Origin of the sequence: Aquabacterium sp. CECT 9606 (assembly GCF_918741295.1) — a bacterium.
In the GTDB taxonomy this organism is placed as follows: Bacteria; Pseudomonadota; Gammaproteobacteria; order Burkholderiales; family Burkholderiaceae_C; genus Aquabacterium.
Genome location: NZ_CAKKNB010000001.1, coordinates 1230449 through 1256917 on the forward strand (window position 1 = coordinate 1230449; position 26469 = coordinate 1256917).

Consider the following 26469-nt stretch of genomic DNA (forward strand, 5'->3'; position numbering starts at 1 on the left):
TTCAGTTGCTGGGGTCAGGGCTGTCGGTGGGCGGCAGCAGGGGCCCTGTGTCTGGGTTGTCCGGGGTGTACGGCGACTGGCGCTGCTGGCCAGCGGGCCGCCCGGGCGAGGTGCTCTGTTCTGGCGTGGCGGGTTTGACGGGGGCACCCATCGGAGGTCGTATGGGCGCATAGGCGTCTCGGATCTGGCGCTGTGCGTGGTCGATCAGCCACTGACCCGCATCGATCTGGACATAGACATAGCCCTGGTCGTAGAGGTCGCGGTCGGCGTCTTCCCAGGGCTTGAACCACAGCCTCAGGATCCGGGCCGATGAGCGCAGGGGCAGCGCCAGGCTGGGGGACTGCGCCACGGGCGGGACAGTGGCTTTGGCGGACGCCCGCGCTGGTGCAAGGCGAGGCTGTGGCGACCCGGGTGCGGGATTGGTACCTGGCTCGCCATTGGATTTGGCGGCCATGCGGCGCTTGGCCACCTGGGCGGGCAGGTTGTCCTGAACGGCGTTGGCATAGGTGCCCGACACCGAGGTGCAAGTCACCCCGTCCGGGGCTTTGCAGGCGTAGTCGGAGCTGCCGCCCAGGCCAGAGAGGTTCATGCAGCCCGACAAGCTCAGCAGCAAGCAAGCCAGAAGCCAGATCAGGCGCACGAGGTGGGCGCGGGTGGCGAGGTGACCGTGGGCGTTCATGGCTGAACCTCCGAGGTGGCCGGTTTCAGGCGAGCCTGGATCACCTGGTGATCGACGTAGCCTTCGGTGCGGCTGCCATCTGCCCAGATCAGGGTGGGCGTGGCTTGAACACCAATGCGCTGCGCCAAAGCCAGGTTGCGGGCCATGGGGTGATCGCATCGCCCTGGGGCATTGATCGCGGTGGCATCGCCCTGCACCATGTAGCGCTGCCAAGCTTGAGCCCGGTCAGGGGCGCACCAGAGGGCGATGGGCTTGGCCTCACCCTGAAAGGGCAGCATGAAGGTGTAGACCGTGACGTTGTCGATCCGGGCCAGCTCAGGCTCCAGTTGCTTGCAGTAGCCGCAGCCCGGGTCGCTGAACACGGCGATCTGCCTCTGGCCGTTGCCGCGCACGGTCTTGATGGCGTCAGCGAAAGGCAGTTGGTCGAAGGCAATTGGCGTGGATGCCGGTGCTGAAGTTGCTGCTGTAGGCGCAGCGGGCGCCATCGCGCCCCGCCTGGCCGCCAGGGCCATTCGTGGCCCGGTGAGGTCGGTCATGGTCTGTGTGTCAAAGACATGGCCGAACACGAAGTAGCGCGGCTGGCGGGCCGACACATAGGCCACGTTCCCGTTCATCCAGACTTCGTACAGTCCGCCAATGGGCGAAGGCAGCACCTGGGTGAAGCGCGTGCTGGGGTTGGCCTTCCTGAGTGCGGCCAGGAGGCGGGCCTCTTCAGATGGCGGAGCGCCCGCCCAGGCGATGCCATTGACCAGCATCGTGAACAGTGCCCAGATCAGCGTCACGTCCTGAAGCCTGCCTCGCAGAGGCGGGCGCATGTCAATAGTTGTCATCATTGGCGGCTTTCAGGTAGCGGTCTTCGGGGGCGGGCTCAGCCGAGCGCGACAGCGTGCGGGAGGGGGTGCCGCCGGTACGGGTGTAGGCGTTGGCCGACATGGGCGCGTCGATACGCACGCCCTTGGTGATCACCACATCGACCTCTCGGCTGGCATCGATTTCAATCACCGGGAAGGTGTTTTCGGCGAGCTTGATGTAGTACTGCGCCAGCCGGTCCAGGGCCTTGCCGACACCGGTGCCGATGCCTGCGCGGTAGGCGTCACTGCTGTTGCCACCGCTGCTGGCGATCGTGCCCAGAGCAGAGGTGCTGTAGGTGGTCGATGAAGTTGACAGGCCCTGGCCGATGCCACTGACCACGCCTGCCAGAAGGGCGTTGGCCAGCATCTGGCCTTGTTTGGTGACCAGTCGCCCGCGCATGCCCACCTTGCCGTCTTCGCCATAGACGCTGCCCTGGATCTTGACTTCCAGCGTGGCGCCGTCCGGGCGGACGCAGGACAGGTTCTCGGTGCGCAGGTAGGCTCGCTCCGAGCTGATGTCGCCGTAGCCTGCCGCGATCACGAAGCAGTCCCGGTATTCCCCCCGAAAGCGGTTGGGCAGGACCGAGTTGTCCGAGAGCCGGATCAGGACCGGATGCGGGTTGGACTGGGCCTGCCCGCCCGTGGGGGCATCCAGGCCACCAAGTAAGGTGCCGCGCGTGAAGCTGACGGGCAGGAAGGTCGAAACGGTGCGGGTGTCGGCCGTTGACGGTGATCCGGGCGTGGCATTGTTTGTGGTGCTTGCCGTGGCGCCTGTTGCAGCGGCCTTGGCCGATTCCCGGTCCACCAGAGAAACGCGCGTCAACACCGGGGCATTGAGAGGCATGTCCTGCGGTGCCATGCCCGGATCACCGAGGGGCATGGTACCTGCGGGCGATGTGCCGGGCGGCAGCGGCGGGGGAATGTTGATGCTCTGCCCCGGAGGATTTGCATGGGGCAGAGCGGTGGACGCCGGAGGTGGTGGAAGGGGCAGGCTGGATGCCGGTGGCATCGTTGGGGGCGCGGGCGTGTTTAACGCTGCCGCAGCGTTGGGTGCCAAGGGCATGCTGGCAGCCTGGCTGGCCGAGGTGAGTTTTTGCTCCAGCTCGGCGAAGCGCTGCATGGTGCGGGCCTCGAACGCCTGCCGGTCCTTGTTGAGCCGGGTCTGCTCATCGCGCTCGTTCTCGTACTGCGCCAACTTGCGCCCTGCGGTGCCCACCCATTGGTCTACCGGGTTGACCTGCTGTCCCGGCGGCATCACCCCGATGTTTGTGACCGTGGCAGGCTGCGCGCTGCCGTTGTTCTTGGCGTCTGCGGTGGGCGAGCGCGTGTCGGTGAGGGCGAAGATCAGCCACAGCAGGCCGACACCACATACCAGGATGGCGGCCAGGGTGACGTACTGGCGTTGCCGTGGAGACAGCCTTTGAAGGGCACTGCCCACGGCCCCCTTGATGCGGTCGAGCAAGCCGGTGACGCTCCCATTGGCTGCTTGGTCGAAAGGCGTGTTCATCGCGTGGCCTCCTGCCGGATCACGAACACATTCGTGGTCTCTCCGGGTTGCAGGTTGTAGTTCTCGATGGACACGCCCATGACCTGGGCACCTTCGCGGTCAAATTCCTGCTCGGCCAGCACCATCAAGGTCGGGCTGATGTTTTGCAGCAGGTATTTCTCGCCGACCAGGCCTCGCCCTTCATAGCGACGCATCAGGGAAAATCTCGCTTCGAGCCACAGGGGGACGAGGCGGTTGACCTCCTCAACGCGCACCTCGGGAGGCACTCGGTCAGAAGCCATCGCCACTAGCAAGGCCTTCATGGCTCGGATGTGGTTGGCCGAAGTGCCCAATGACATACCCGAGGGACTTGGGTTCGCGTTGTCCAGCTTCAGCAGCCTGGCACTGGGATCCCGGATGACGATGGTGTCTGCGGGGGTGTCCGAGCGATGCAGCAGCAGGGTGTAGGTCGCCTGGGCGCTGGAGACGAACAGGTTGATGGGCTTGCTGGACTTGCCCACGGGGCGGATGTAGACCTCGCCCTTGTCCTTGTCGCATTCGAGGACCAGTTCACCCGTGGGGTTGATGGCCGGACTGTTCTGGCTGTTGTTGGGGGGTGGGGTTCCGTTGGCGCAGTTGCTCGAATAGATGTTGCCGAACACATCGGTGATGGGCGCGCCATCGATGCGGATGCGCGTGGGCTCCTTGATCGACACCATGGCCTCAACGGAGACGCCGTCGCGGGCTTCAACCAACTGGAGCGCCCTGACGAGGCTTGGTGCCGTTGCCATCCCAACGGCTGTCACCAGGGCCAGCAGCAGGTTTGTCAGCGAAGTGGAGGGCTGCTGGCGTCGCTTGAAATCAGCTCGCATTGGGAACCTCCTTGAAGGTCTTGAGGTGCATGCGTGCCCCGTTGAAACTGAACTCGATCAGGTAGGCCTTGAGGTCGTTGGCGGTTTCGAAGCCATTGACCAGGGTGCGCAGTCGGCCACGCACCACGACGCTTTGCTTGTCCTCGCTGGGCACCAACTGCTGCGGCATGAACATCGTGCTGGCGTTGATGCGCTTGAGCCGCTCGGCCTCGACCTCCTGCCGGGTCTTGAGCGGGCCGTATTGGTCGGGCTCCACATAGCCGAGCAGGATGTTTTTCTTCCAGTCGATCGATGAGGGCGTGACGTCCAGCACCAGCCAGGCCATGAAACCACCCATCTGCTCCAGGTATTCGCCACTGGCCTTGTCTCGGCTGACCCAGAAGGTCTTGTCGATCGTGGGTGGCACGACCACCGTGCGCACCGTGCCAATCAGGTTGAGGATGACGAGCAGTGCCACAACATGCCCCGAAGCCAGTACGCCCACCGCGAGCCCCAGGCTGCGGTTGCGGCGACGCATCTCCTTGATGTCGCTGTTGAGTCGCTCGAAGTCCATGGCGTGCTCCAGACTCAGCCGACCATGCGGCGGATGTGCGAGGGCGGGGTGGCGCGCATCGCGGTCATGGGGCTGGGCGGCAGGTGCCAGTACAGCCAGTGCATCGCGAAGGCCTGGTGCTTGTCGGCCTTGATGCGGGCGATCCAGCGCGACAGGAAGATCCCCGCACCTGCGCAGGCCGCAAAGGCCAGCTTGGTGCCCGACAGGTAGCCGACAAAGAAAAAGAAGATCACCGGGGCGGCCACATCGATGTCCCAGAAGCCGATCTTCCAGGGGTCATCCAGGCGACGGGGGATGTAGGTGTCGGCTTGCATGTCAGGCTCCTGCAGGTTTGGGCTGACCTCAGACGACGGCGCCCATGATGGCGCCCGCGATCACCAGGCCTACCGCACCGAAGATGGCCAGGCCCACGTAGAACAGCACCGGCCCGAAATTGCGCAGGGCCGACAGCGAGATCAGGGCGACCACGAAACCGACGAAGCCGACCAGGGCCTTGACGCTAGGCCCCAGCGCGGAGATCTGGGCGAGGGCGGATGTCAGCGGCCCGGTGATGCCGGTGAACGCCACCAGGTCGAGGGCGAAACCAGGCATGGACAGGCCCAAGCCCAGGGTGAGCATGGCCAGCGCCGAGGCCACACGCCAGCGCTTGTGTGTGGGCTTGCCGGTGACTCGGGCACTGGATGGGTTGCTTTGCTGATCATCCTGTTGGACAGTTTGACGAACAGGGACGAAGGGATGGATGATGGCTGTGCGCATGGGAATCTCCTGGCTGGGTTGCGCGTCAAGGCCTGACGCAGGCGGGGGCGATCCTGCGAACGTGTGAGCACGTCTCAGGAGGGGGATGCGGTGGGCGACGGGCTCACGGGTGAGGGCCATTGGTGTGTCATGGCCCACCCTCGGATGAGGCTGTGAACACGACCTCAACGCGACGATTGCGGGCTCGGCCCTCAGGTGTGTCGTTGTTGGCGATGTAGCAGCACAGGCCTCTGGCATCGATGCGGATGTCATTGGGGTGTGAGGGACTGATGCGCTTGATGTGATCTCGAACGGCATCAGCCCGAGCTAGCGCGATGGCCTGATTGGGCGCATCAGGGCCGACGTTGTCGGTGCGTCCCACGATGAGCACACGCTGGGCACGTCCCAGGGCTTTGGCTGCGCTGTTCAGCAGGGTCCGGTGTACAGGTGTCAGCACCGCACTGTCGGTTGCAAACTCCAGGACCAGCACCTGAGGCTTGTGCAGCGGGGCAGGCTTGGTCACTTCAGTTGGCGCGACGGATGCAAGGGCGCGCGCGTTGCCTCGCATCGAAGGCTGCGGCTGTGCATCGGCCACAGCCAGCGTTTTGGGTGTGGTGGTAGGACAGGCAGGCTCGACGCACTGGGCAAAGTACGCGTCGCGGCCACGTTCAAGCTGCGCGATGTGTGAGGCGTTCCGCTTAGCTTGTGGTATCGCGGTTGCATGGCCCTGCTTGGCGGGCAAGGTGCAAGACGAGAAGGCAAACAGAATCACCGCTGCCGAGGCGCTGGTCATGGCGAGGTCCTGTACCCGCGTCATGGCGACACCCGAGCGGCAAGGATGAAGAGGGGCTGCTTTGCCTCTGATCGGCTCTGCGGCCATACGGCGGTTGGCTGTGGGGACTGGATTGCCGAGGCGTGCAACTGCCGATAGACCTTCCAGGCGTAGCGTCTGCGTGCGCTCTGGCAGGCCACTCCCTTGAGTTGGGTACACGCTGCGTTGTAGGCACCCACCCCATCCCAGGTCAGCCCTTGCTTGGCCAGGGTTTGGGCAAGCAGCCAGGCGCCCACATGGATGTTCGTGCAAGGGCTGTACAGGTCGCTTTCGGTGATGCCGAACCGTGCCAGCGCAGGCAGGTTCGAGCTGTTGATCTGCATCAGCCCGATGTCATAGCTGCCCGTGCGTTGGCGGTGGCTGAGGTTGATTGCATTTGGATTGAGGTGCGACTCGACCTTTGCAACGGCATAGAGCAATTGCGATGACACGCCATATCGATGCGCCGCCTCGTCCCAGCAAGCCAGGGCGTGTGCCGGCAGGCTCAGCAGCGCAAGACATCCAGACAAGGGACCCCATTGCATGGCGCACTCCAAACAAGACCGATGAATCCGCCAATGCACGTTGCGCGGCGGGACGGATGGGGTGAGACCGGCACGGTGCCGATCAAGGTCTTGTTCAGGTCTGCCGTGGTTGGACGACCTTGGCGTGGTCAGGGCACGTGAATCGTTTGGAGATTCTTCATGCCATGTGCTGGTCAGAGCGCTGGGCGGTCGATGGCCTCAGCGGGTCTGTGTGGCGTGCTCTGGACGGAAGCGCTGTGCCATGTTGATGCGAGCTTGTTGAAGGACGCTGGCGCCGGTCTCATCCGCCTGTTGACACAGCGCCACGCAGGCGGTGGTCAAGTGGTCGAGCTGGAACTTCGGGTTGGGGTGCCGATTGGCGGGTGAGCGCTGCAACTCAAGGAGCAAGTCGTACTGCGGTCGCCACATGGCTTCCCGACGACGAGGCGTATTGGGCGAGCGGGCCACAAGCTCGGTTCCGAGAAAGCTGAAGATCTGTCTTGCCGCTTCGGGGCCGGAGAAGACCTGGGAGACGCAGGCACTGATCAGGTCAGGAAATCGAAAGATCGGGCCGACGTTGCGATCGGACTTGAGCACGCCATAAAGCCAGACATGTTCTTCCAGCCACAGCCGCGTTTCGATGACGTCGGACGGCTGGGATTCCACTGTTGCGGTGTGTCGAGAGTCCTGAAATCCGGGCGGTGCAGCGGTGAGCATGGTGCGTACCTCTGTTCTCTGATTCGGCAATCGCTCGGATGAGCGCATGAGTACAGATTAGGGCCAGGGTACAGCATGGTCACGGGTGAATGCGGGCTTTGTCATGGGGATTTCGGCTCCAGTTCATAGCGAGTACTGACGCGGTACGGCCAAGATGGAGGAGTTCAATTTCCGCGAGACAAAAAAAGCCCGCCGATCAGCGGGTGATCAGCGAGCACAAGACGCATCGCTGTCATCACGGTGCGCCACCGGCTCAGGGAGGAAACGCCGGGCCGAGGTACGAACCTGCAGCAGCCAAATGATAAGGGGATTGGCGGCGATGTGGCCTGAGCACGGGTGTGCCCAGGCCATAGAGCAAGCGTTGCCATGTGCAAGTAGCCAGTTTTCCCATTCAAATTCGGGGAGGGCGCTCGCATTTCTGTCAATGCGCGCGGCGTGGAGACGCCGGCAAGGCCAATGGCTCATGCACTGCAAATGGGCCATCTGGCCGACACCTCAAGGGTGGTGGCGAGATCCAGTTCTACGAGATTGGACCAGCCATGCAGCAACGAGAAAAGCCTCTGAATTGCGGCGACGCCAACAAATGCATGGACAGCCAAGAGCCCGAGCGCATTTCAGCGTGAACTGGCTGCCAAATGCAAAGCACCACGCTTCTGCGCCACCCTATAGTTTCTGCGGGAGGCGTGGGAGAGGGGCTATCTACCAAGGCCATGTACCGAATCGATGTGCTGGTGGCCGGTTTGCGAGGGCTGTTGATTCCCGTTGCTCAGTTCTTTTAGGATGCCGCAGTCGGCTGATTCCTTGGCCTCACCGCACTGGGAACGCAAGCTCTCCAACTGTGCCTTCAGGGCCACCAGCTCATCAATTCGCTGGGTGACATGACCAAGGTGCTCATCGAGCACACGGTTGGCATCTTCGCAACTCTGGGAGGGCTTGTCCTTCAGTCCAAGCAAGACACGAACTTCGTCGAGGCCCATGTCCAGGGAGCGGCAGCGCCGTATGAAGGCCAGTCGCTCAACGTGCTCAACATCGTAGATGCGATAGTTCGTGGCCGTGCGCGCGGGCTCGGGCAGGAGTCCTTCCCTTTCGTAGTAGCGGATGGTCTCCACCTGGGTGCCGGTGAGGTTGGCAAGATCGCCGATTTTCATTGGACGCCTCTCTGTTTGATGAAAGCCAGTGGCTTAAGCCTTCGGGGTGTCGGACGGGACGGGTGTCAGCGATTCCGGCTGATTGAATGCCAGCAGGCGCAGCGCATTGATGACAACCAGGAGGGTGGAGCCTTCGTGGAAAAGCACGGCCGTGCCCATCTTCAAACCCAGGATCGTGGACGGAATCAGCACAGCCACCACGCCCAAACTCACCCAAAGGTTCTGGCGGATGATGCGACTCGTCTGGCGTGACAGGCCGACGGCAAAGGGCAACTGGGTCAGGTCATCGGCCATGAGCGCCACGTCGGCTGTTTCCAAAGCCACATCCGAGCCAGCGGCGCCCATGGCGATGCCCACCGTGGCATTGGCCATGGCAGGCGCATCGTTGACGCCGTCGCCCACCATCGCGACCTTACCAGCGCTCGACCGGAGGTCCATGATCGTCTTGACCTTGTCTTCCGGCATCAGGTCGCCCCGCGCTTCCGTCAGACCCACGCTCTTGGCAACGGATTCGGCAACCTTCTGGTTGTCTCCGGAGATCATCACCAGACGCTCGATCCCCAGTTTCTGCAGGGACTTCATCACTTCAGCAGCAACTGGCCGAGGCGTGTCCATCATGCCCAGCGCACCGAGGTAGCGCCCGCCCAGTCGCACGATCATGGTGGTCCTGCCGTCGGCCACCAAGCGTTCATTGGCCGTCTTCAAGTCAGCCGGTACGGCTTCGCCTTTGAGTTCTTCGAACAGAACCGGCTTGCCGATGTACACCTCGTCGCCACCGATTCGTGCCTTCACACCTCGGCCAGTGATGCTTTCCAGGCCTTGGACCTGGGGTGCGGCATGGCCATCACCCAACCGCTGCTTGGCGCCTTCCACCACGGCGGAGGCCAGCGGGTGATCGCTGTGCTCTTCCACGGCCAAAGCGATGGACAGCAATTCCTTCTCGTCGACGCCTTGAGCGGCCACGACATCCGTCAGGCGAGGCTTGCCTTCGGTCAGCGTGCCGGTCTTGTCGAAGGCGATGGCCGTGAGCGTGCCCAAGTTCTCCAGCGGGCCACCGCCTTTGACCAGGACCCCACCTCGACCCGCGCGGGCCACGCCGCTGAGTACAGCGCTGGGAACCGAAATGGCCAGCGCGCAGGGACTGGCAGCAACCAACACCGCCATGGCTCGGTAGAAACTCGCGGAGAAGGGCTCGTCAACGACAACCCATGCGAACAGCAGCAAACCCACGAGCGCCAGGATGAGGGGCACGAAGACGCGTTCGAATTTTTCAGTGAAGTTCTGAGTAGGGGAGCGTTGGGTTTCAGCCTCCGTGACCAGTTTGACGACGCGTGCCATGGTCGATTCGCTGGCCTGCCGCGCAACGACCACTTCAAGCGCGCCCGAGCCATTGATGGTCCCTGCGAAGACGCGGTGCTGCGGCGGCAACTTGTCGAAGCCTTGCAACGCGGCCTGCGCGTCTTGGACAGGCCGCTTGTCCACCGGAACGCTTTCGCCTGTCACGGGAGCCTGATTGACGCTGCTTTCGCCCAAGACCACGAAGCCATCCGCGGGCAACCGTTCGTTCGGTCGCACGACGACGGTGTCGCCCACTTGCAGTTGGGCCACGGCGATTTCTTCTTTCTTGCCGTCGCGCCGACGCAATGCCACTTCAGGGGCGAGTTTGGCCAGCGCCTCGATCGCCTTGCGGGCCCTGCCCATGGCGTAATGCTCAAGCGAGTGCCCCATACTGAACAGGAACAGCAGCAAGGCACCCTCGAACCATTGCCCGAGTGCGGCTGCGCCAGCGGCGGCCACCAACATCAGCATGTCAATCTCAAAGCGCTTGGCCTTGATGTTGTCGATGGCTTCCAGCAAGGTGAAGTAGCCGCCAAACAGATAGGCCATCACAAAGAAGGCCATGCTCACGGTTTCCGTGGCCAGCTTCTGTGATTCCAGCACCCATCCGACCAGCAGCAAGGCTCCCGCGATCGCGGCAAAGATCAGTTCTGTTTTTTCACCGAAGAGTCCACCGGAATGGTCATGGCCTTCATGAGCACCTGATGCATGCTTGCCGTGCTTCTCGTCACCATGCGAATGATCATGGCCGTCACCATGCTCGTGCGCATGATCTGTGTGGTCGGACACCGATGCGAGCTTTTCGGGATGGGAATGGGACTGATGGTCATGTCCATCATCCTTGATGGACGTTGATGAACCAGGCGAGAGAGAGGCGCGGTCTTCGATGCCGAAGCCGCTGAGCATCGTGCGCAAATCCTTCTCTTCGACCTGTTCCCGATCGAACTCGATGCGGACGGAACCCGAGGCATTGACTTCGGCTTCGACGACGCCTTTCAGGACCTTGAGCTTTGCCGTCAAAGTTCGGGCTGCGCGGGGATGTTTCGTTCCCGCTCGCAAAAGCATGTGGCCAAAACGATCAGTTAACTTGGCGCCAGCCCCACGTGCGATGTCACGCACTTTGCCCAGGGAGATGACATCTGGGTCGTAGTGGATGCACAGCTCAGGAGTGCCCCCGGTGGCCGCATCAGCGACGTGAGCAGCGGCGATGCCTTCACGCGATTCAAGTGTCTGGATCAGGAGCTTGACGCAGCGATCCCTGATGTCCGGGAGACTGGGCAGCAACAGTGGGATTTCCAATCGAAGCTTTTGAGGCTGGGTCATTTTCGCGACCTTTCTTTTTTGATGGAAGCGGAATCAGAGACGCGCCCTTGGGCATAAGCGATGAACGAGCCGTATCCTGGGGAAGCGGCCTTGATCAGGACGCTCCCAGGGATGAGTTGAATCCATGGCCGGCATCTCATGGGGTGTTACCCAACGCATCCCGCTTGCGCAACGGCGCAAAGCAGTTTTGAATGTTGACGAAGACGAGGTCGTCGGCCTGGAGGTCCAAATCATTGGGAATGGCCGAGATTCGCCGGGCCTTGTTCCTTGGACTACCGCGCACGTTGTAGGAAACAACGGCAAACCGGGTGTAGGGCGGGTTAGGACCCAGTTCCGAACGGCAGTCCGTCTGCAGGGTCTTCATGGGCGATTCAATGCCGCCCACTTCGACCACACGGGCCCTGCGCCAGCCTTCCTTGCGGCCGTAAGTGTCGGTGTCCATGCTGGCGCATCCAGACGCCAGCAGGGCCAGAAGCAGTGATACCCAAGTCAGTGACTTGATCATGAGAGGTACTCCAGATAGAGGGATCTACGGAGGACCAGGATTGCCTGCGGCGCATGAGAAGCGTTTCGAGCGCGGCAGTAGTCCTCCGAGCAGTCCCGGAGGGTGGCCGACAAGGCAGGGCAATCAGTGGGTGATGGCACATGGCGCATCGAGTCCTCCAGTTGAACAAAGTCAGAACTGGTGGATCCAGCGGCGCGGGAAGCTTGAGGCTGTTGGTTTCAGCGGGGAAGAGCGCTCAGCTGGATCAACTGGGCATACGCCAGTTGGGCTTCTCGGGCGCCTCTTCGAATACCCATGCCCGCCAGGACAGCGGTTCGGGCAAGGCGGTCGAGCTGGTCAGCGGAGCATCAAAGAAATGGAACTCCACGACGGGCGTTGGAACGCTCACATGGCAGTATGGGCAATCTGTATCGGCCTGGCCTTTGTCGGCAACTGACTTTCCGTGCTCCACCGATTTGCCACTGTCCTGGTGCTGATGCACGTGATGCCCGAAGTGGTCGGCGGCAGGGCCGGTCTCATGCGCACAGGCGATGCCAGCCGCCGCCCAACTGAGTTGGAGCGGAAGGACAAACACCAGGAACAAGATCAGCCAGCGGCGCATGGTTGGGCAGTATAGGGAAAGGCGAACAATGGTGCTGAAAGGCCAAGCGGACAGGCAGTCAACAAGCCATGTCAGCGCGTACCTGCATTAGAAACCCTGTAGTGGGCACAGAGTCAAGCGCTATCAGCGTGTCCCTCCCGTCATCGAAGCTTGCCGGAATTCCTTGTACTCATCCTCATAGGCCTGCAAGGCCAACTGATAGCGGATGGCGTTGTCGGCGATTTGCCCACGTTCGACGTCCATGTCCACGGTATTGCTGTCCAGGCTGGTCTGGAGCGGAACGCGGTAGACAAGCGCCACCGTGCTGTTGAATATGCTTCCTGATGGTTGCGGCAACTGCGACAAGTGTCCCGCGGCCGTCTTTCGAAGGTCACTGGGATCGGTGCCCTCTGAGCGCTGGTTGTTCACGGCGTTCCGCAGGCTGGTCCGGAAATCGAGGTCTTTGGCCTGGTAGTGAGGGGTATCGACGTTCGCGATGTTGGAAGCCAGTATTTCCTGCCTCTTGGAACGCAGCAGGATCGCGTGCTCTTTGAAACCGTCCTCCTCCTGTTCCCCAGAAGGATTCGTCGGTGGAACCACTGGAGGCGTCAAGCGGGGCGATGGCACCGCCGGCGTGGAGGGCAGTGGCAGATTCATGGAGATGGGTTTGATCATGATGCGGTCTCTGGTGTTGAATCGGATGCCGGATCGAAGATTGATGCTCAGCAGGCACAAGGAGGTCGGTTTGGCGGTAGCACAAACCTGACAGTCACTGGACGGCGGCCCTGGAGGTGCAACACGGCGGTGATCCTGGTTTCTGGAGGTAGCTCGAAAATGCCTTGAGGGCCGAGCAAACCGCTGTGGGGGCTTACCGCCGCGCTGCGCCTGCCGTGCGGACCATCCCAGCTCAAAGTGGCACGCGCGATGTGCAGGCCGGCGGTCATGGCTTGACCGCACAATCGGAAGTGCAGGGCTGAGCGTTGGAGCATCAACTCGCAGACCAGCCAGGAGACCACCGCGCGCATCAGTTCATCTGATGTGGTGCTGGATCCTGAAGGCTGAACCTGGGCTGCCACCTCCGGCGCGCGCCATGAATGGGCCGTAAACGGAGCTTCATCATTGGCAGCGAGACGCGCAGCCACGACCCGGATGCACAGCAAGGAGCCGAAGGATCGGAGCGTCGTGTACCTCATGGCATTTGCTCAGGGAGTGAGGGGCATGCCATCCACAAACGGGTGGAACGTATGCTCATGGCCTTCTTCCTTTGGCTTTGCCGTCTTGTTTTCCAGCGGGCGGCTGACCATGAGTACCCGATGCCGTGCCGGTCGAATTCGGTGGCGCTTGCCGTTCCGAAAATCGTTTGCCGTTCAGTCGATGCCGGAGAGCATCGGTGTACTTGGGCTGTGAGGTTGGTGTCACCTTGGGAGGGTGATGCGCCAGCCACCAGGCAAACAGAAGCAGTGCAAGCACCCCACACAGTCCCAAAGCCAACCACACCAGGCCCAACTCCTTGTGGGTGAAGGGCGTGGTCATGTAAGGGCCCCTTGCGCGCGCAGGACTGGCCGCTGCGCTCCGGTGGCTACGGGCGTTGTCTGGATGGATGCAATCAAGGGCAGGTGGGCACTACCGCGTCTGCCATGGCAAAACATGGGCACGGCCAATGAACTTCGCATCGAATTCTCCAAGCGTGATGGGAGGAATTCGACGAGCAGAAGCCGTCAGTTCATGACGGATTCATTCGAAGCGTATGGAAGCCAGGAATGGACGAACTGCTCGCCGATTTACAGCGAGGATGTCCAATTGGGGCGTTCGAGACGGCGGCGATCGGCCGAGGAATACGCAATCACCGGTGCACGGTAGAGGGAAGTCTCGACGGAGGTCGGTGTCACCGTGGTGTGCTGGGGCAGCAGCTGGGGCATCTGGAGATGGCAGAGGCCGCAATCCTGGTCAAGCTGCAATGACAACTTGCCTTTGCCATTGTCTTGATCGGCTCCTACCTGCGCCCTGTGTTCATGCGCATGGTGCCCGAAATGCCCGGCCGCACTGCCAGTCTCGTGCTGGCAATAGGCCGCGGCCGCAGCATATCCAAGCTGCAGCGGCACAATCAACAACAAGAAAATGGCAATCAGGCGGCGCATCGCAAAAATGTATCACCATCAAATGGGTGTGCCAAGGATGGATGACGAGACATGAGCATGCAGATGCCCACTATTCCCGTCACCAAAATCGCTCCGGCAATGCCAGCACATCAATCGAACAGTCTCCTCAGAAAACTGCCTCCATGGCTGGAGCCATGACCAGACTTTTGATGGCCGCCGCCATGTTCACGCCGACCATGGTGTTCACCACGTCCTGTCGAAATGCCGGGATCCATGTGGGCCTGCGTCGACACGGGGTCGCGCTGGCTCTGTTCAATGATTTTGTCCAACTCTCCTCGGTCCAGCCATACGCCCCTGCATTGCGGGCAGTAATCGATTTCGACGTTCTCGCGATGGCTCATCGCAAGTTGAACGGTTTTGCAAGCGGGGCATTGCATGAAGATTCCTTTCTTTGATCAGACGGTGTCAATTCAGCGCATCAAACCTTGAAGTTGCATTAGCCTTGGCTTATGCACGGTTCATATCAACTGGCGATGGCAAGGACGTTGATCCAATGTGGCGTGCCATAGAGAAGAGGGGAGCTGGTTGTCAGCCATGATTCGCTTGCTTCGAAACCAGCCTGACCTAGGGCGTTTAGAACCTCCGAGAGACGGTAGTACACATAGTGTCGCCCATCCTCGATGCAGCGTTCTCCTTGTCCCTCTTGAAGAGCAAGGAACAACGTTCCGCCAAACACGAGTGCTTGGTGCAGGCGCATCAGTACTGGAACGAGTTGCGCCCTTGGCAGGTGGAGCAGGGAAGCGCAAGCCCAGATGCCATCGAAGCTGCGCTCAAAGGCAATGTCTTCGAGACGAAGCACCATGCATTCGACGCCAGAGTAGGCATAAGCGAGGCTGGCCATGGCGACTGAGGAGTCGATTCCAAGAGCGACATGGCCTGCACGCTTGAAGGCGCGAAGATCCCTGCCTGAACCGCAACCCGCATCCAGGATACGTGCTCGTCGAGGCAGCTTCGCCAGGAAGCGTTCCCTGGGTGCGGACGTGTCGGCATCGAAGGTGAGGGAAAAATACTCCTCCGCCTTGTCCTCGTAGAAATTGCCTGTGGTCGACATCAAGCTCTTGTTCCTCGAATGCGGTCACTGTTCGGGCGCTTCGAGCATGTAGCCCATGCCTCGCACCGTGAAAATCATCTTCGTCTCTTGCCCTTCATCGATCTTGAGTCGCAGGCGACGCACGGCCACATCGATGACGTTGGTGTCGCTCCCGAAGGGCATGTCCCATACCTGGGAGGCGATCAGTGATCGCGGAAGGACTTCCCCTTGGCGACGCATCAGAAGTTCCAGCAGGCCGAATTCCTTGGGCGTCAGATCGATGTGGGTCCCTGCACGGTGCACGCGGCGGCGCAACAGGTCCAACTCCAGATCACCGATGCAGATCGAAGGGAGGCTGCTGGCGTCGACCGTGCGTCCACGCAGGATGGTCCTGATGCTGCACAAGAGTTCCGAGAAGGAGAACGGCTTTTTGAGGAAGTCTTCAACGCCACGCTGGAGCGTGTTGACGCGGCACTCATGATGGTCGCGTCCATTCAAGAAAAGCACGGGAATCAACGAATCCTGACGCCGGAGCGCCTGCAGCAGTTCACAGCCTGTCATGCCTTTCAGGGCGGTGTCGATGATCAAGAGATCGAACATTTGCAGCGATGCCAGTTTCAACGCCTCGATGCCGCTTTTGGCAAGGTCGACGGCGAATCCGGCCTCGCTCAAACCTAGGCGATAGTGATCGCCAGTCTTAATGTCGTTTTCGACGACCAATATCTTCGCCTGCACACTTGTCATGTTTGCGAAGTGTGCCGATGAATACCGGCCTGAACCAAACATGACGAAAATGTAATCTTCAAGACACCGCCTTGAAAGGCTGGGAGTCGGAAAATCTATAGTGGCTTCAGCCTTCTGGCGTCTGGCATGACATTGGATTCAATTCGAACCAGATCGGCATATGCCTTGCCGATGACACTCGTTGTCATTGCAAAGGAGCCATCATGGGTGCCACTTCCAAACATGCCAGGACTGTTGCGAAGCCTCAAAAAGATCGCGAGCCGCAGCGCAACTACGCTGTCAAAGACGAGGGCGTAGAACCCCAAGTCGACAATCCCAAAGCGGCGCCGGATCGGCATGCACACAGTGTGGAGGCCAGCAATGTGGACGGGCATGTGGCTCAGAGCGAGACCGAGCAACCTAGACAGGCTTGATTCATTGCCCTGTGGAAAAATTCACAACAATCTTCGCGAAGGGTATTGACTCTGTAGCCGCTACAGGGATTCAAATGGATTCAAAGAGATTGGATCTTCTATCGACGGACATGCCAGGCAACTTCCTTCACGTGTATTTGTCAGGCGCAACTCATTTCTGATCCACAAGGCATTTTTTTCAACCTATACTTGCCGCGCCATGCGTCGATTGCTTTGCTTGTTCCTGCTGATTTGGTTTCCGCTCCAGATGTCCTGGGCTGCGGTGGCCAGCTATTGTCAGCATGAAAGCAACCCTGCCGCGCAGCGCCATTTCGGGCACCACGAGCACAACCATCTTGATCCGCAACATGGGGAGCGCCCTGGCGATAAAGCCGCAAAGGACAAGAGCGGTAGCGACAAGAAGGCCAGTGCCGACAACGACTGCACTGTCTGCCACATGAGCGCTGCCTCGCCGGTCAGTGAGACGCACACCCCCCAGGTGGCGTCTAGCAGGGAATGGTTTGGCCACTCGATCGAGGGCTACGCCTCCAACATTCCAGCGGGGCCCGAGCGTCCCGACATACGTCTCGCCGTTTGATTCGGCGAGACGGCTGCTGCGCAAGCTTTTTTCCTGTCTTCAGATAGCGAGGCCACGGCCTCTCTCGCCGGATTCCTTCTTGTTGTTGTTCCCACAACCCGGAGAATTCGATGTACAGGCACATGGTGCCGATGACAACGTTCGCGTTGGTCACGGCCACACTTTTTTCTTCCACCACCTTTGCTCAAGTTAGCCCGTCCGATTCGGATGGGCAGGCCGTGCACAAGGCGGTGCCCGTGGCACAGCCCCTGACGCTGAGCGAAGCCATCAGGCTGGCGCTTCAGTTCAGCCCGCAAATCGTGGCGAATCAGCAGGAACTGGCGGCCAGCGAAGGGGCCGTCATTCAAGCGGGTGCGCGTCCCAACCCTGAAGTCCAGGCACTGCTGGAAGACACGCGGCGAGACAGCCGAACGACCACGGTGCAGTTGAGCCAGCCCATCGAGTTGGGCGGTAAACGTTCAGCGCGGATCTCGGTCGCCGAGGCCGCGCGGGCTCAAACCGCCGTGGACATCGAAGGGCGTCGCGCGCAGATCAGAGCGGATGTGGCCGATGCATTCTTTGCCGCAGCCATCGCTCAGGAACGGGTGAAGTTGGCGCAGGCCTCCGTCGACTTGTCCATGCGTGGCACGGATGCGGTCTCCAAGCGGGTTCAGGCCGGCAAGGTCTCTGCGGTGGACGAGACGCGGGCAAAGGTCGCTCACGCTGGTGTCCGGCTGGAGTTGCTTCAAGCGCAGAGCGAACTTCGATCCGCTCGCCAAGGGCTGGCAGCTCTGCTGGGACCAGCATCTGCCGTTCGTGCTCAGACGCTGGTCTGGCAATCGGGTGTCCAACCAGCCGCTCGCAATCTGGAGGCTTCTCAGTTGTCAGATGTGCCGGTGCTGCGGCAGGCACGCCTGGAGGTCGACAAGCGGCAAGCCATGGTCGAGCTTGAGGAGGCGCGCCGTGTTCCGGACGTGACCCTGACCTTGGGTGCCAAGCGGGATCAGCAGGTCGGACGCAACCAGGCTGTGATCGGCCTGGCCATTCCCATTCCTGTGCTCGATACCAACCGGGGGAACCTGCTTCAGGCCTTGCGCCTGCACGATAAGGCCGAAGCGGACTTCCAGGCAACGCGGATCCGCGTCGAGACCGAGTGGGTGCAATTGACGGAGCGTCAGCGCTTCGCCCAGGCTGAGGTGGACGTCCTGCGCAGCGAGGTACTGCCGGGCGCCGAGAGCGCGTGGCAGGCCGCCACGACCGGCTTCGAGTTGGGCAAGTTCAGCTTCCTCGACGCCCTGGATGCTCAACGGACCTTGCTCCAGGCTCGCGCCCAGTACCTGCGGGCGCTCAATGAGCTGTACCGCACCAACGCCAACATTGATCGCCTGCTGGGGACCAGCGGCGAAGAACAGACGACGTCCAAGCCATGAGAAAGCATTGCATGACACGCTCCAAATCACAACGCCAAGCTGGGCGCATCAGCCAAAAGCAACTCATCGCCATCATCGCCATCGTTTTGGCGGGGTTGGGCGTCAGCGCATTTGTGCTGACGCGGTCTCCCAGCGCGCCCGCCGGCGAAGCGGCCGAGGAGAGCCATGGCCACGGTCACGGCGAGGCCAAGGGACACGACGACGCCGAGCACCACGGCGAGAAGAAATCCGAGTCCGGCCACGACGAGGCGAAGGGACACGATGACAAGGAACACCATGAGAAGGCCGAGGAGCATGGGGAGCATGACAAGCATGAAGGCGAAACCGCTCCTGAGAAGGGCGCTGCCGCCGCCAACGCTGGCAAGCACGAGGAAGGCGAGGAAGAGCCTGTCTCTCTGAATGCTCAGCAGATCGCAGCAGCGGGCGTTGAAGTCCAAGCGGCACAACCTGGCAAGATCCTTTCGACGGTGCAACTGTCCGGCGAGATCAAGTTCAACGAGGATCGCACGGCACACGTTGTGCCCCGTGTCGGTGGCGTCGTCGAATCGGTGTCGGCCAACCTCGGGCAGCAGGTCAAAAAGGGCCAGGTCCTCGCGGTCATTTCCAGCGTGTTGCTGTCCGAACAGCGCAGCGAGTTGCAGGCGGCCCAGAAGCGCCTGACCTTGGCGCAAACCACCTACGACCGAGAGAAGAAGCTCTTCGAAGACAAGATCTCGCCGCAGATGGATCTTCTGCAGGCCACCCAGGCCCTGCGCGAAGCCGAGATTGCGGTCAACAACGCCAACCAGAAGCTCAAGGCGTTGGGTGCCTCGCCTTCGGCTGGGGCATTGAATCGCTACGAGCTGCGCGCACCGTTTGATGCGGTCGTGGTCGAGAAGCACATCGCTCTGGGCGAGTCGGTCAAGGAAGACGCCAATGTGTTCACCCTGTCCGACCTGTCCACCGTGTGGGCCACAATCAACGTGCCCGCCAAGGACCTGAACCTCGTGAAGGTGGGCGAGAAGGTTACCGTGCGATCCAGTTCGTTCGAAGCCACGGCCAAGGGCACCGTGACCTACGTTGGATCGCTGATTGGCGAGCAGACGCGCACAGCAACCGCCCGAGTGGTGCTGACCAATCCAGACCTGTCGTGGCGTCCCGGCCTGTTCGTCAATGTCGCCGTGACTTCCGGCGAGACGGAAGCACCCGTGACCGTGACGGCTGGCGCGGTGCAGACCATGGAAGGCCGCCAAGTCGTGTTCGTCGAAGTCCCGGGCGGATTCCAGGCCAAGCCTGTGGAGGTCGGTCACACCGATGGCAAGCGCACGGAAGTCGTCAAGGGCTTGAGCGCCGGTACCCGCTATGCGGCGACGAACAGCTTCGTCATCAAAGCTGAAATCGGCAAGGCTTCGGCCGAGCACGAGCATTGAGCACGAGGTCCACCCATCATGTTTGAACGCATCATCCGATTTGCCATTGAGCAGCGCTGGCTTGTGCTGCTGGCCGTCTTCGGTATGGCCGCCCTGGGCGTCTTCAGCTATCAGAAGCTGCCCATCGATGCCGTGCCGGACATCACCAACGTCCAGGTCCAGATCAACACCCAGACACCTGGCTATTCGCCGCTGGAAACCGAACAGCGTGTGACCTACCCGCTGGAGACAGTGATGGCGGGCCTGCCCGGCCTGGAGCAGACCCGCTCCCTGTCGCGCTACGGCCTGTCCCAGATCACCGTGATCTTCAAGGACGGCACCGACCTGTACTTCGCGCGCCAACTGGTGAACGAGCGGATCCAGGAGGCCAAGGCGCGGCTGCCGGAAGGCGTCACGCCGGCCATGGGCCCCATTTCCACAGGCCTGGGCGAGATCTACATGTGGACTGTCGAAGCCAAGGACGGCGCCAAGAAGCCGGATGGCACGCCCTACACGCCGACTGACCTGCGCGAAATCCAGGATTGGATCATCAAGCCTCAACTGCGCAATGTAACGGGCGTGACCGAGATCAATTCCATCGGCGGCTATGCCAAGGAATACCAGGTCGCGCCCAGCCCTGAGAAGCTCATGGCGCATGGCCTGACGTTGGGTGACGTGGTCAATGCCCTGGAGCGCAACAACGGCAACGTTGGCGCCGGCTACATCGAACGCGAAGGCGAGCAGTACCTGATCCGTGCACCTGGTCAGGTGCGTGGCACCCAGGACCTGGGCAGCATCATCGTCAAGCAGACGACGGATGTACCCATCCGCATCCGCGACATCGCAGAAGTGGGGCAGGGCAAGGAGCTGCGCACGGGCGCAGCCACCGACAACGGCCGAGAGGTCGTCCTGGGCACCGTGTTCATGCTCATTGGCGAGAACAGCCGCAAGGTCTCGCAAGCAGTTGACATCAAGATGGCGGAGATCAACAAGTCCCTGCCAGCTGGTGTTCATGCCGTGACCGTCTACGACCGGACCGTCCTGGTGGACAAGGCGATCGCCACGGTGAAGAAGAACCTGATGGAAGGCGCCATCCTGGTGATCGCCATCCTCTTCCTGTTCCTGGGCAACATGCGTGCCGCGGTGATCACCGCCATGGTGATCCCGCTTTCCATGCTCTTCACCTTCAGCGGTATGGTCAGTCAGAAGGTCAGTGCGAACCTGATGAGTCTGGGCGCGCTGGACTTCGGGATCATCGTCGATGGCGCGGTGGTGATCGTGGAGAACTGCGTGCGCCGCCTGGCGCATGCGCAGGCGCATCACGGGCGAGAGTTGACCTTGCGCGAGCGCTTCCATGAAGTCTTCGCGGCTTCGCAGGAGGCCCGTCGTCCGCTGCTGTTCGGGCAGCTGATCATCATGATCGTCTACCTGCCCATCTTCGCCCTGGCCGGTGTGGAAGGCAAGATGTTCCATCCGATGGCGTTCACCGTGGTGACGGCGTTGTTGGGTGCCATGATCCTGTCCATCACCTTCATCCCCGCTGCCGTGGCGCTGTTCATCGGCAAGAAGGTGTCGGAGACCGAAAACGTAGTGATCCGCACCGCCAAGCGCTGGTATGAGCCCATGCTGAACACGGTGATGGGGGCCAAGCCTGTCGTGCTGACGGCGGCAGCGGTGCTCGTCCTGGTCTGTGGCGTGGTGGCTTCCCGCATGGGCAGCGAGTTCGTGCCAAGCTTGAACGAAGGCGATTTCGCGGTGCAGGCGCTGCGGATTCCCGGCACCAGCCTCAGCCAATCGGTGGCCATGCAGACCAAGCTGGAAAGCCATCTGAAGGCCAAGTTCCCTGAGATCGAACGTGTGTTTGCACGCACCGGTACCGCCGAGATCGCGGCCGACCCGATGCCGCCCAACATCTCGGACGGTTACGTGATGCTCAAGCCGGTGGACAAATGGCCCGAGCCGCGCAAGACGCGCGACGAACTGCTGGCCGCTGTTCAGGAAGAGGTCGCCAAACTGCCGGGGCAGAACTACGAGTTCTCTCAGCCGATCCAGCTGCGCTTCAACGAGCTGATCTCCGGGGTGCGCAGTGACGTCGCGGTCAAGCTGTTCGGTGATGACATGGATGTCCTCAACAACACTGCCAACCAGATCGCGAAGGTGCTGCAAGGCATCCCGGGCTCGTCCGAGGTGAAGGTGGAACAGACCACGGGCCTGCCCATGCTGACCATCAACATCGACCGCGAGAAGGCGACGCGCTATGGCCTGAACATCGGCGACATCCAGGACACGCTGGCCACGGCCGTGGGCGGCAAGGAGGCTGGGACGCTGTTCGAGGGCGACCGCCGTTTCGACATCGTCGTGCGTCTGCCGGAAGATGTCCGCACGGATCTGGAAGCCGTTCGGCGCCTCCCCATCGCCTTGAAGGGCGGAGACGGCGAGGGCGCGCGCTTCATTCCGCTGTCCGAGGTGGCTTCCATCGACTCGGCGCCTGGTCCCAACCAGGTCAGCCGCGAGAACGGCAAGCGCCGCATCGTCATCAGCGCCAACGTGCGTGGCCGTGACATCGGCACCTTCGTCGGGGATGCCCAGAAGGCGCTGGAAGCGGTCAAGATCCCCACGGGCTATTGGACCGTGTGGGGCGGCCAGTTCGAGAACCTGCAGTCCGCCACGCAGCGCCTGCAGATCGTCGTGCCGGTCTCGCTGCTGCTGGTTTTCGTGCTGCTCTTTGCCATGTTCGGCAACGTGAAGGACGGCTTGCTGGTGTTCACCGGGATCCCGTTCGCGCTGACGGGAGGCATCCTGGCCCTGTGGCTGCGGGACATCCCCTTGTCGATCTCGGCGGCCATCGGATTCATCGCACTGTCTGGGGTGGCCGTGCTGAACGGGCTGGTGATGATCTCCTTCATTCGCAACTTGCGTGACGAAGGGCGGTCGCTTGACGAGGCCATCCACGAGGGCGCCTTGACGCGGCTGAGGCCGGTCCTGATGACCGCGTTGGTGGCATCGCTTGGCTTCGTACCGATGGCCCTGGCCACCGGCACGGGCGCGGAGGTTCAAAGGCCGCTGGCGACCGTCGTGATCGGGGGCATCCTGTCCTCGACGATGCTGACTTTGCTGGTGCTGCCTGTGCTTTACCGCATCGTCCATCGAAAGGATGAAGAGGACGCCCAGACCACCGAAACCAAGCCCTCTCCTGACGCACACGAGGATGGAGCGATTGCATGACCAAAGCATGGGGCCGGTGGCCCCGGCTTTGGCCCGGTGAGGGGAGCGCGCGTGCCTTCACTCGCGCGACGTTCTATGCGCCTGACATAGTCTTGCTGGGGCTGTTCGCCGCGGTGTTGCAAGGCTGTGCCCTGCCCGAGAGGGACGAGGCCAAGCGGCTTAAGCCCATATGTTTCACCATGCTCAAGACGAGAACCTGCGTGCCGGGGCCGTCACCGAAGTCCTTGGACGCGGCCAAGGTGCGCAACCTGGCATTGCGGCCGGATGCGGGGCGGGTGGTGATCGTTCGAGCGCGGGACGGCGACGTCCAAGGGCTGGTGCCTTTGGGGTTGAATGGGCAGCCGCTGGAAAGCCTCATCCCCTATTCGGTCGTTGCCGTGGACGTTTCGCCGGGGCTTCACGAAGTTCGCATTCAGGAGGGGGTGGACGCGACCATTCCCCTGGAACTGCGAGCAGGTGATGTCGTTGTGCTGGAAGTACGCAGGCGTGGAAGGTATGGGAAGAGATTCGACCTTGTTCGCTTGTCGCGGCAGGAAGGGCGTGCGCTGATCGACGAAAGCCGGATTCTGCGCGCGCTGGATCGTACGGTTCCGTCACCGACTAAAACTGGTGGCGAAGGCACGGTTCCCTGATCTGGCGGTTCGCCTGCATAGCGCGTCTGAACACGCGAGCTTTTGCAATGGCGAGAAATGAAGAAGGAGCTTGTGGATGAGCAATTCAATGCGAAGCGTGCCTGGACATCTCGCCAGTAGCTTGATCCCGCTGGCATGTCTCTGCATGACCCCTTACTGTTGGGCCGAGGAACGCATCCTCTACAAGTCGATCATGCCCAATGGGCAGGTCGTGTATGGCGACGAGCCCGAGGCAAAGGCGAAGCGGTCTTACGCGATATCTGTCGAACCTCACCCGGCTGATCCGCAGCAGGCCGAGGCGGCGCAACGCGCGCTTGCGATGACGCGAGAGCAGTTGCTGAAAGACGCTGCTGCGCGATCTCTTCGGCTGAAGGATCTGGACAACAAGATTGCCAGTGCCTACGAAGAGCTCAGGGGCCGTCGGTCCGATCAGGAGGCCGGGCGCCAGGTCGTAGAGGGGGATCGGCAAGGCCGTAGATTTTCTTCACAGTATGGCCGCCGTCAGCGCTCGTTGGCTTCGGAGACGGAGCAGGCCCAGCGCAAGTTGGACAAATTGATCAAGGAACGGGACGCACTTCGATATTGATCTCGCGGATATGCCTGTGAGGTCTGTCAAAGCATGGCGAGATTGTCGTCGCGTCTTTTGCTGAGATGCATTACCAGGCAACTTACCGAGGCAAGCAATCGGCATCGGTGGCGTGAGCCATCGCCATTCAACTTGAAACGATCACGTCTTCGTTCATTTGTCAGACGTGTTGGGAATAGGGTCGATACCCGCCCGACACACATCAGGATCACCTTAGATGTTTTCAGTTCCCACGAATGCTTTCAGGTCCATGGGCGTTCCCTGGCTGGTCGCCGTCATCTGGTTGGCGGCCTTCACTTGCTTGCGCATCGGCCTGCTGGTCACATTGGATGCGGGGCAGGTCGGCATCGATCTCTGGCCCTATGTGCTGACCAAGGGGCTTCTGTTCGATTTGGCAACGCTGGCCTTTCTGGTCGCGCCGGTTTGCCTTTACGAGGCGGTACTGCCCAATCGCTGGAGAACTAGCCTTTGGCATAGAACGCTTCGGCTCAAGTGGTTGTGGTTTTCTGTCTTCGTCATGCTGTTTGGCATCGGCGCGGAGGTCACCTTCTGGCTGGAGTTTTCAACACGGTTCAACTTCATCGCGGTCGACTACCTGCTCTACACGCAGGAGGTGATCGGCAACATCCGGCAGTCCTATCCTGTTCCAACCGTCTTGGCGGCCATCGCAGTGGTGGCTGGTCTCATTGTCTGGTTCTTGCGGGGCGCCGTTCGAAACATGGACAACGTCAAGATCACGCGCATCCAGCGCGCCAAGCTGGTGGCAGCGGGTGTGGTTCTGCCCGTGATCGCGGGGTTCACGGTCAGCGTGGACCAGATGGAAGGGGCAGGCAACGCCTATGCGGACGAGATCTCCGGGAACGGTCTGTTCACGCTGGCGGCGGCCATGCGGCGGAACGAGCTGGATTTCGATCGCTTTTATCGAACAATGCCGCAAAGCGAGGCGGACCGCATTCTTCAAACCATGGGGATGCAGCGCAGACCGCTGTCCGATCTTTCTGCTCAGGCATTGAAGGGCGCCGCGAACCACGCATGGCCCTTCACCCGGCGGCCACGGAATGTGGTGCTGATCTCGGTGGAAAGCCTCTCGGCTTCATTTCTTGGCGCATACGGCGACTCGCGAGGGTTGACGCCCCGGCTCGATGCGATCGCCAAGCAAGGACTGCTGTTCTCGCACGCCTATGCGACGGGAACACGCACGGTCAGGGGGTTGGAGGCGCTGTCGCTGGGAACGCCCCCCGTCCCCGGGCAGGCCATTGTCCGCCGACCTCAGAACGAGCACCTCGCCACGCTGGGAGAAGTGCTTGGCTCTCAAGGCTTCAAGCCCTACTTTTTCTACGGCGGGTACGGCTACTTCGACAACATGAATGCCTATTTCGGGGGCAACGGCTACAAGGTGATCGACAGGACGGACATGGACAAGCGCACCATCGTCTTCGAAAACGTCTGGGGGGTGGCGGACGAGGTGCTGTTCAGCCAGGCCTTGAGCACGCTGGATGAGGGAAGGGCGCAAAGCAATCCTTTCTTTGCGCACATCATGACAACGTCCAATCACCGCCCTTACACCTATCCCGCCGGCCGCATCGACATCCCTTCGCCCGGTGGGCGACTCGGCGCCGTCAAGTACACCGATTTCGCGATCGGCGACTTCATCGACAGGGCTCGTGCGCAACCCTGGTTCAAGGACACCCTGTTCATCATCGTCGCCGACCATGGTGCGTCCGTGGCGGGAAAGACCAAATTGCCACTGGATGGCTACAGAATCCCTTTGATCTTCTTCGCGCCTGATCTGCTGAAGCCAGGTGTATACGAACCGCTGGTCAGCCAGTTGGACCTGGCCCCCACGATCGTCGAGCTATTGGGGAAAAAGGGGGCCGACTACTTCTTTGGACGCTGTCTCTTCGAAGAAGAGGAGCCGTTGAGAAGGGTCTTCGTCAGCAACTATCAGTCGCTTGGCTACCTGCGAAGCAACACGCTCACGGTGTTGCTGCCTCGGCAACGGGTGGAGAGCTACAGGGTCGATCCTCGGACGCTGGAGACGACGCCCAAAGCAGTGGATCCGGTACTGTTGAATGAGGCGATCGCCTACTATCAGACGGCATCAAGGTCCTTCAAGATGGGGGCATTGAAGCTGCCAAATTGCCCCCATCAACAATGAGCGGCCAGCGAATGCATCAGGACCTG

28 protein-coding genes are annotated in these 26469 nt (G+C 61.4%); 8 read left to right on the forward strand and 20 right to left on the reverse strand.

The annotated features are described in order from the left end of the window. Position 1 precedes the first annotated feature (1 nt). The 20 genes from traV to LQ232_RS05825 all read right to left on the reverse strand — a co-directional run bounded on the left by traV (position 2) and on the right by LQ232_RS05825 (position 16097). Positions 2 to 679 carry a type IV conjugative transfer system lipoprotein TraV gene (gene traV, locus LQ232_RS05730; protein ID WP_230179376.1) on the reverse strand — a complete coding sequence of 226 codons (678 nt, stop codon included), beginning with the start codon at positions 677 to 679 and terminating at the stop codon, positions 2 to 4. After that, positions 676 to 1461, reverse strand: a complete 786-nt coding sequence (locus tag LQ232_RS05735) for a DsbC family protein (RefSeq protein ID WP_230179377.1) — start codon at positions 1459 to 1461, stop codon at positions 676 to 678. Before LQ232_RS05735 ends, traV begins: the two co-directional genes overlap by 4 nt. Positions 1462 to 1495: 34 nt before the next feature. Then, positions 1496 to 3037 (reverse strand): TraB/VirB10 family protein, encoded by a 1542-nt coding sequence (locus LQ232_RS05740; RefSeq protein WP_230179378.1) that lies wholly within the window; start codon positions 3035 to 3037, stop codon positions 1496 to 1498. Further along, positions 3034 to 3888: a type-F conjugative transfer system secretin TraK gene (locus LQ232_RS05745; RefSeq protein ID WP_230179379.1), complete on the reverse strand. Its 855-nt coding sequence runs from the start codon at positions 3886 to 3888 to the stop codon at positions 3034 to 3036. The genes LQ232_RS05740 and LQ232_RS05745 overlap by 4 nt, the downstream gene beginning before the upstream one ends. Next, complete coding sequence (gene traE / locus LQ232_RS05750; RefSeq protein ID WP_109036397.1) at positions 3878 to 4441, reverse strand: type IV conjugative transfer system protein TraE; 564 nt, start codon at positions 4439 to 4441, stop codon at positions 3878 to 3880. Before traE ends, LQ232_RS05745 begins: the two co-directional genes overlap by 11 nt. Positions 4442 to 4455: 14 nt before the next feature. After that, positions 4456 to 4755 (reverse strand): type IV conjugative transfer system protein TraL, encoded by a 300-nt coding sequence (traL, locus tag LQ232_RS05755; protein ID WP_035033923.1) that lies wholly within the window; start codon positions 4753 to 4755, stop codon positions 4456 to 4458. 28 nt (positions 4756 to 4783) lie between these two features. Then, positions 4784 to 5197, reverse strand: coding sequence for a hypothetical protein (locus tag LQ232_RS05760; RefSeq protein WP_230179380.1), 414 nt, complete (start codon positions 5195 to 5197; stop codon positions 4784 to 4786). 127 nt (positions 5198 to 5324) lie between these two features. Then, positions 5325 to 5969: an OmpA family protein gene (locus LQ232_RS05765; RefSeq protein ID WP_159098908.1), complete on the reverse strand. Its 645-nt coding sequence runs from the start codon at positions 5967 to 5969 to the stop codon at positions 5325 to 5327. A 20-nt stretch (positions 5970 to 5989) separates the two neighbouring features. Beyond that, positions 5990 to 6532 carry a lytic transglycosylase domain-containing protein gene (locus LQ232_RS05770; protein WP_058085869.1) on the reverse strand — a complete coding sequence of 181 codons (543 nt, stop codon included), beginning with the start codon at positions 6530 to 6532 and terminating at the stop codon, positions 5990 to 5992. Positions 6533 to 6730: 198 nt separating this feature from the next. Continuing rightward, a complete protein-coding gene (locus tag LQ232_RS05775; protein WP_109036403.1) occupies positions 6731 to 7228 on the reverse strand; it encodes a hypothetical protein in 498 nt (165 codons plus the stop codon). Positions 7229 to 7923: 695 nt separating this feature from the next. Beyond that, positions 7924 to 8376, reverse strand: a complete 453-nt coding sequence (gene cadR / locus LQ232_RS05780) for a Cd(II)/Pb(II)-responsive transcriptional regulator (RefSeq protein WP_058085867.1) — start codon at positions 8374 to 8376, stop codon at positions 7924 to 7926. 33 nt (positions 8377 to 8409) lie between these two features. After that, the gene (locus LQ232_RS05785) at positions 8410 to 11037 is read right to left on the reverse strand and encodes a heavy metal translocating P-type ATPase (RefSeq protein ID WP_058085866.1); all 2628 of its coding nucleotides are present in this window, start codon (positions 11035 to 11037) and stop codon (positions 8410 to 8412) included. Between the two features lie 136 nt (positions 11038 to 11173). Beyond that, on the reverse strand, positions 11174 to 11479 hold the full coding sequence (locus LQ232_RS05790) for a hypothetical protein (protein WP_230179381.1): 306 nt from the start codon (positions 11477 to 11479) through the stop codon (positions 11174 to 11176). 307 nt (positions 11480 to 11786) lie between these two features. After that, complete coding sequence (locus LQ232_RS05795; protein WP_058085864.1) at positions 11787 to 12143, reverse strand: DUF2946 family protein; 357 nt, start codon at positions 12141 to 12143, stop codon at positions 11787 to 11789. A 123-nt stretch (positions 12144 to 12266) separates the two neighbouring features. After that, a complete protein-coding gene (gene flgB / locus LQ232_RS05800) occupies positions 12267 to 12797 on the reverse strand; it encodes a flagellar basal body rod protein FlgB (RefSeq protein ID WP_230179382.1) in 531 nt (176 codons plus the stop codon). A 573-nt stretch (positions 12798 to 13370) separates the two neighbouring features. After that, complete coding sequence (locus LQ232_RS05805; RefSeq protein ID WP_133611161.1) at positions 13371 to 13655, reverse strand: hypothetical protein; 285 nt, start codon at positions 13653 to 13655, stop codon at positions 13371 to 13373. A 248-nt stretch (positions 13656 to 13903) separates the two neighbouring features. Beyond that, a complete protein-coding gene (gene czcI / locus LQ232_RS05810; RefSeq protein WP_058085862.1) occupies positions 13904 to 14260 on the reverse strand; it encodes a cation efflux protein, CzcI family in 357 nt (118 codons plus the stop codon). Between the two features lie 110 nt (positions 14261 to 14370). Further along, a complete protein-coding gene (locus LQ232_RS05815) occupies positions 14371 to 14658 on the reverse strand; it encodes a zf-TFIIB domain-containing protein (RefSeq protein WP_083505683.1) in 288 nt (95 codons plus the stop codon). 86 nt (positions 14659 to 14744) lie between these two features. Continuing rightward, positions 14745 to 15332 (reverse strand): bifunctional 2-polyprenyl-6-hydroxyphenol methylase/3-demethylubiquinol 3-O-methyltransferase UbiG, encoded by a 588-nt coding sequence (locus LQ232_RS05820; RefSeq protein WP_109036407.1) that lies wholly within the window; start codon positions 15330 to 15332, stop codon positions 14745 to 14747. A gap of 24 nt (positions 15333 to 15356) precedes the next feature. Continuing rightward, on the reverse strand, positions 15357 to 16097 hold the full coding sequence (locus LQ232_RS05825; protein WP_281262567.1) for a winged helix-turn-helix domain-containing protein: 741 nt from the start codon (positions 16095 to 16097) through the stop codon (positions 15357 to 15359). A 161-nt stretch (positions 16098 to 16258) separates the two neighbouring features. Here LQ232_RS05825 and LQ232_RS05830 point away from each other — a divergent pair, with 161 nt between their 5' ends. The 8 genes from LQ232_RS05830 to LQ232_RS05865 all read left to right on the forward strand — a co-directional run bounded on the left by LQ232_RS05830 (position 16259) and on the right by LQ232_RS05865 (position 26443). After that, positions 16259 to 16468, forward strand: a complete 210-nt coding sequence (locus tag LQ232_RS05830) for a hypothetical protein (protein ID WP_137839858.1) — start codon at positions 16259 to 16261, stop codon at positions 16466 to 16468. Between the two features lie 199 nt (positions 16469 to 16667). Beyond that, positions 16668 to 17045: a cation efflux protein, CzcI family gene (gene czcI / locus LQ232_RS05835; protein WP_058085857.1), complete on the forward strand. Its 378-nt coding sequence runs from the start codon at positions 16668 to 16670 to the stop codon at positions 17043 to 17045. Between the two features lie 110 nt (positions 17046 to 17155). Then, entirely contained in the window at positions 17156 to 18454 is a 1299-nt protein-coding gene (locus LQ232_RS05840) for a TolC family protein (RefSeq protein WP_083505682.1), read from the forward strand. Positions 18455 to 18465: 11 nt separating this feature from the next. Continuing rightward, a complete protein-coding gene (locus LQ232_RS05845) occupies positions 18466 to 19863 on the forward strand; it encodes an efflux RND transporter periplasmic adaptor subunit (RefSeq protein WP_058085856.1) in 1398 nt (465 codons plus the stop codon). 18 nt (positions 19864 to 19881) lie between these two features. Next, positions 19882 to 23067 carry a CusA/CzcA family heavy metal efflux RND transporter gene (locus tag LQ232_RS05850; protein ID WP_058085855.1) on the forward strand — a complete coding sequence of 1062 codons (3186 nt, stop codon included), beginning with the start codon at positions 19882 to 19884 and terminating at the stop codon, positions 23065 to 23067. Beyond that, complete coding sequence (locus tag LQ232_RS05855; RefSeq protein WP_058085854.1) at positions 23064 to 23699, forward strand: hypothetical protein; 636 nt, start codon at positions 23064 to 23066, stop codon at positions 23697 to 23699. Before LQ232_RS05850 ends, LQ232_RS05855 begins: the two co-directional genes overlap by 4 nt. A gap of 76 nt (positions 23700 to 23775) precedes the next feature. After that, positions 23776 to 24285, forward strand: coding sequence for a DUF4124 domain-containing protein (locus LQ232_RS05860; RefSeq protein WP_152987392.1), 510 nt, complete (start codon positions 23776 to 23778; stop codon positions 24283 to 24285). Between the two features lie 217 nt (positions 24286 to 24502). Next, the gene (locus LQ232_RS05865; RefSeq protein ID WP_058085852.1) at positions 24503 to 26443 is read left to right on the forward strand and encodes an LTA synthase family protein; all 1941 of its coding nucleotides are present in this window, start codon (positions 24503 to 24505) and stop codon (positions 26441 to 26443) included. Positions 26444 to 26469 lie beyond the last annotated feature (26 nt).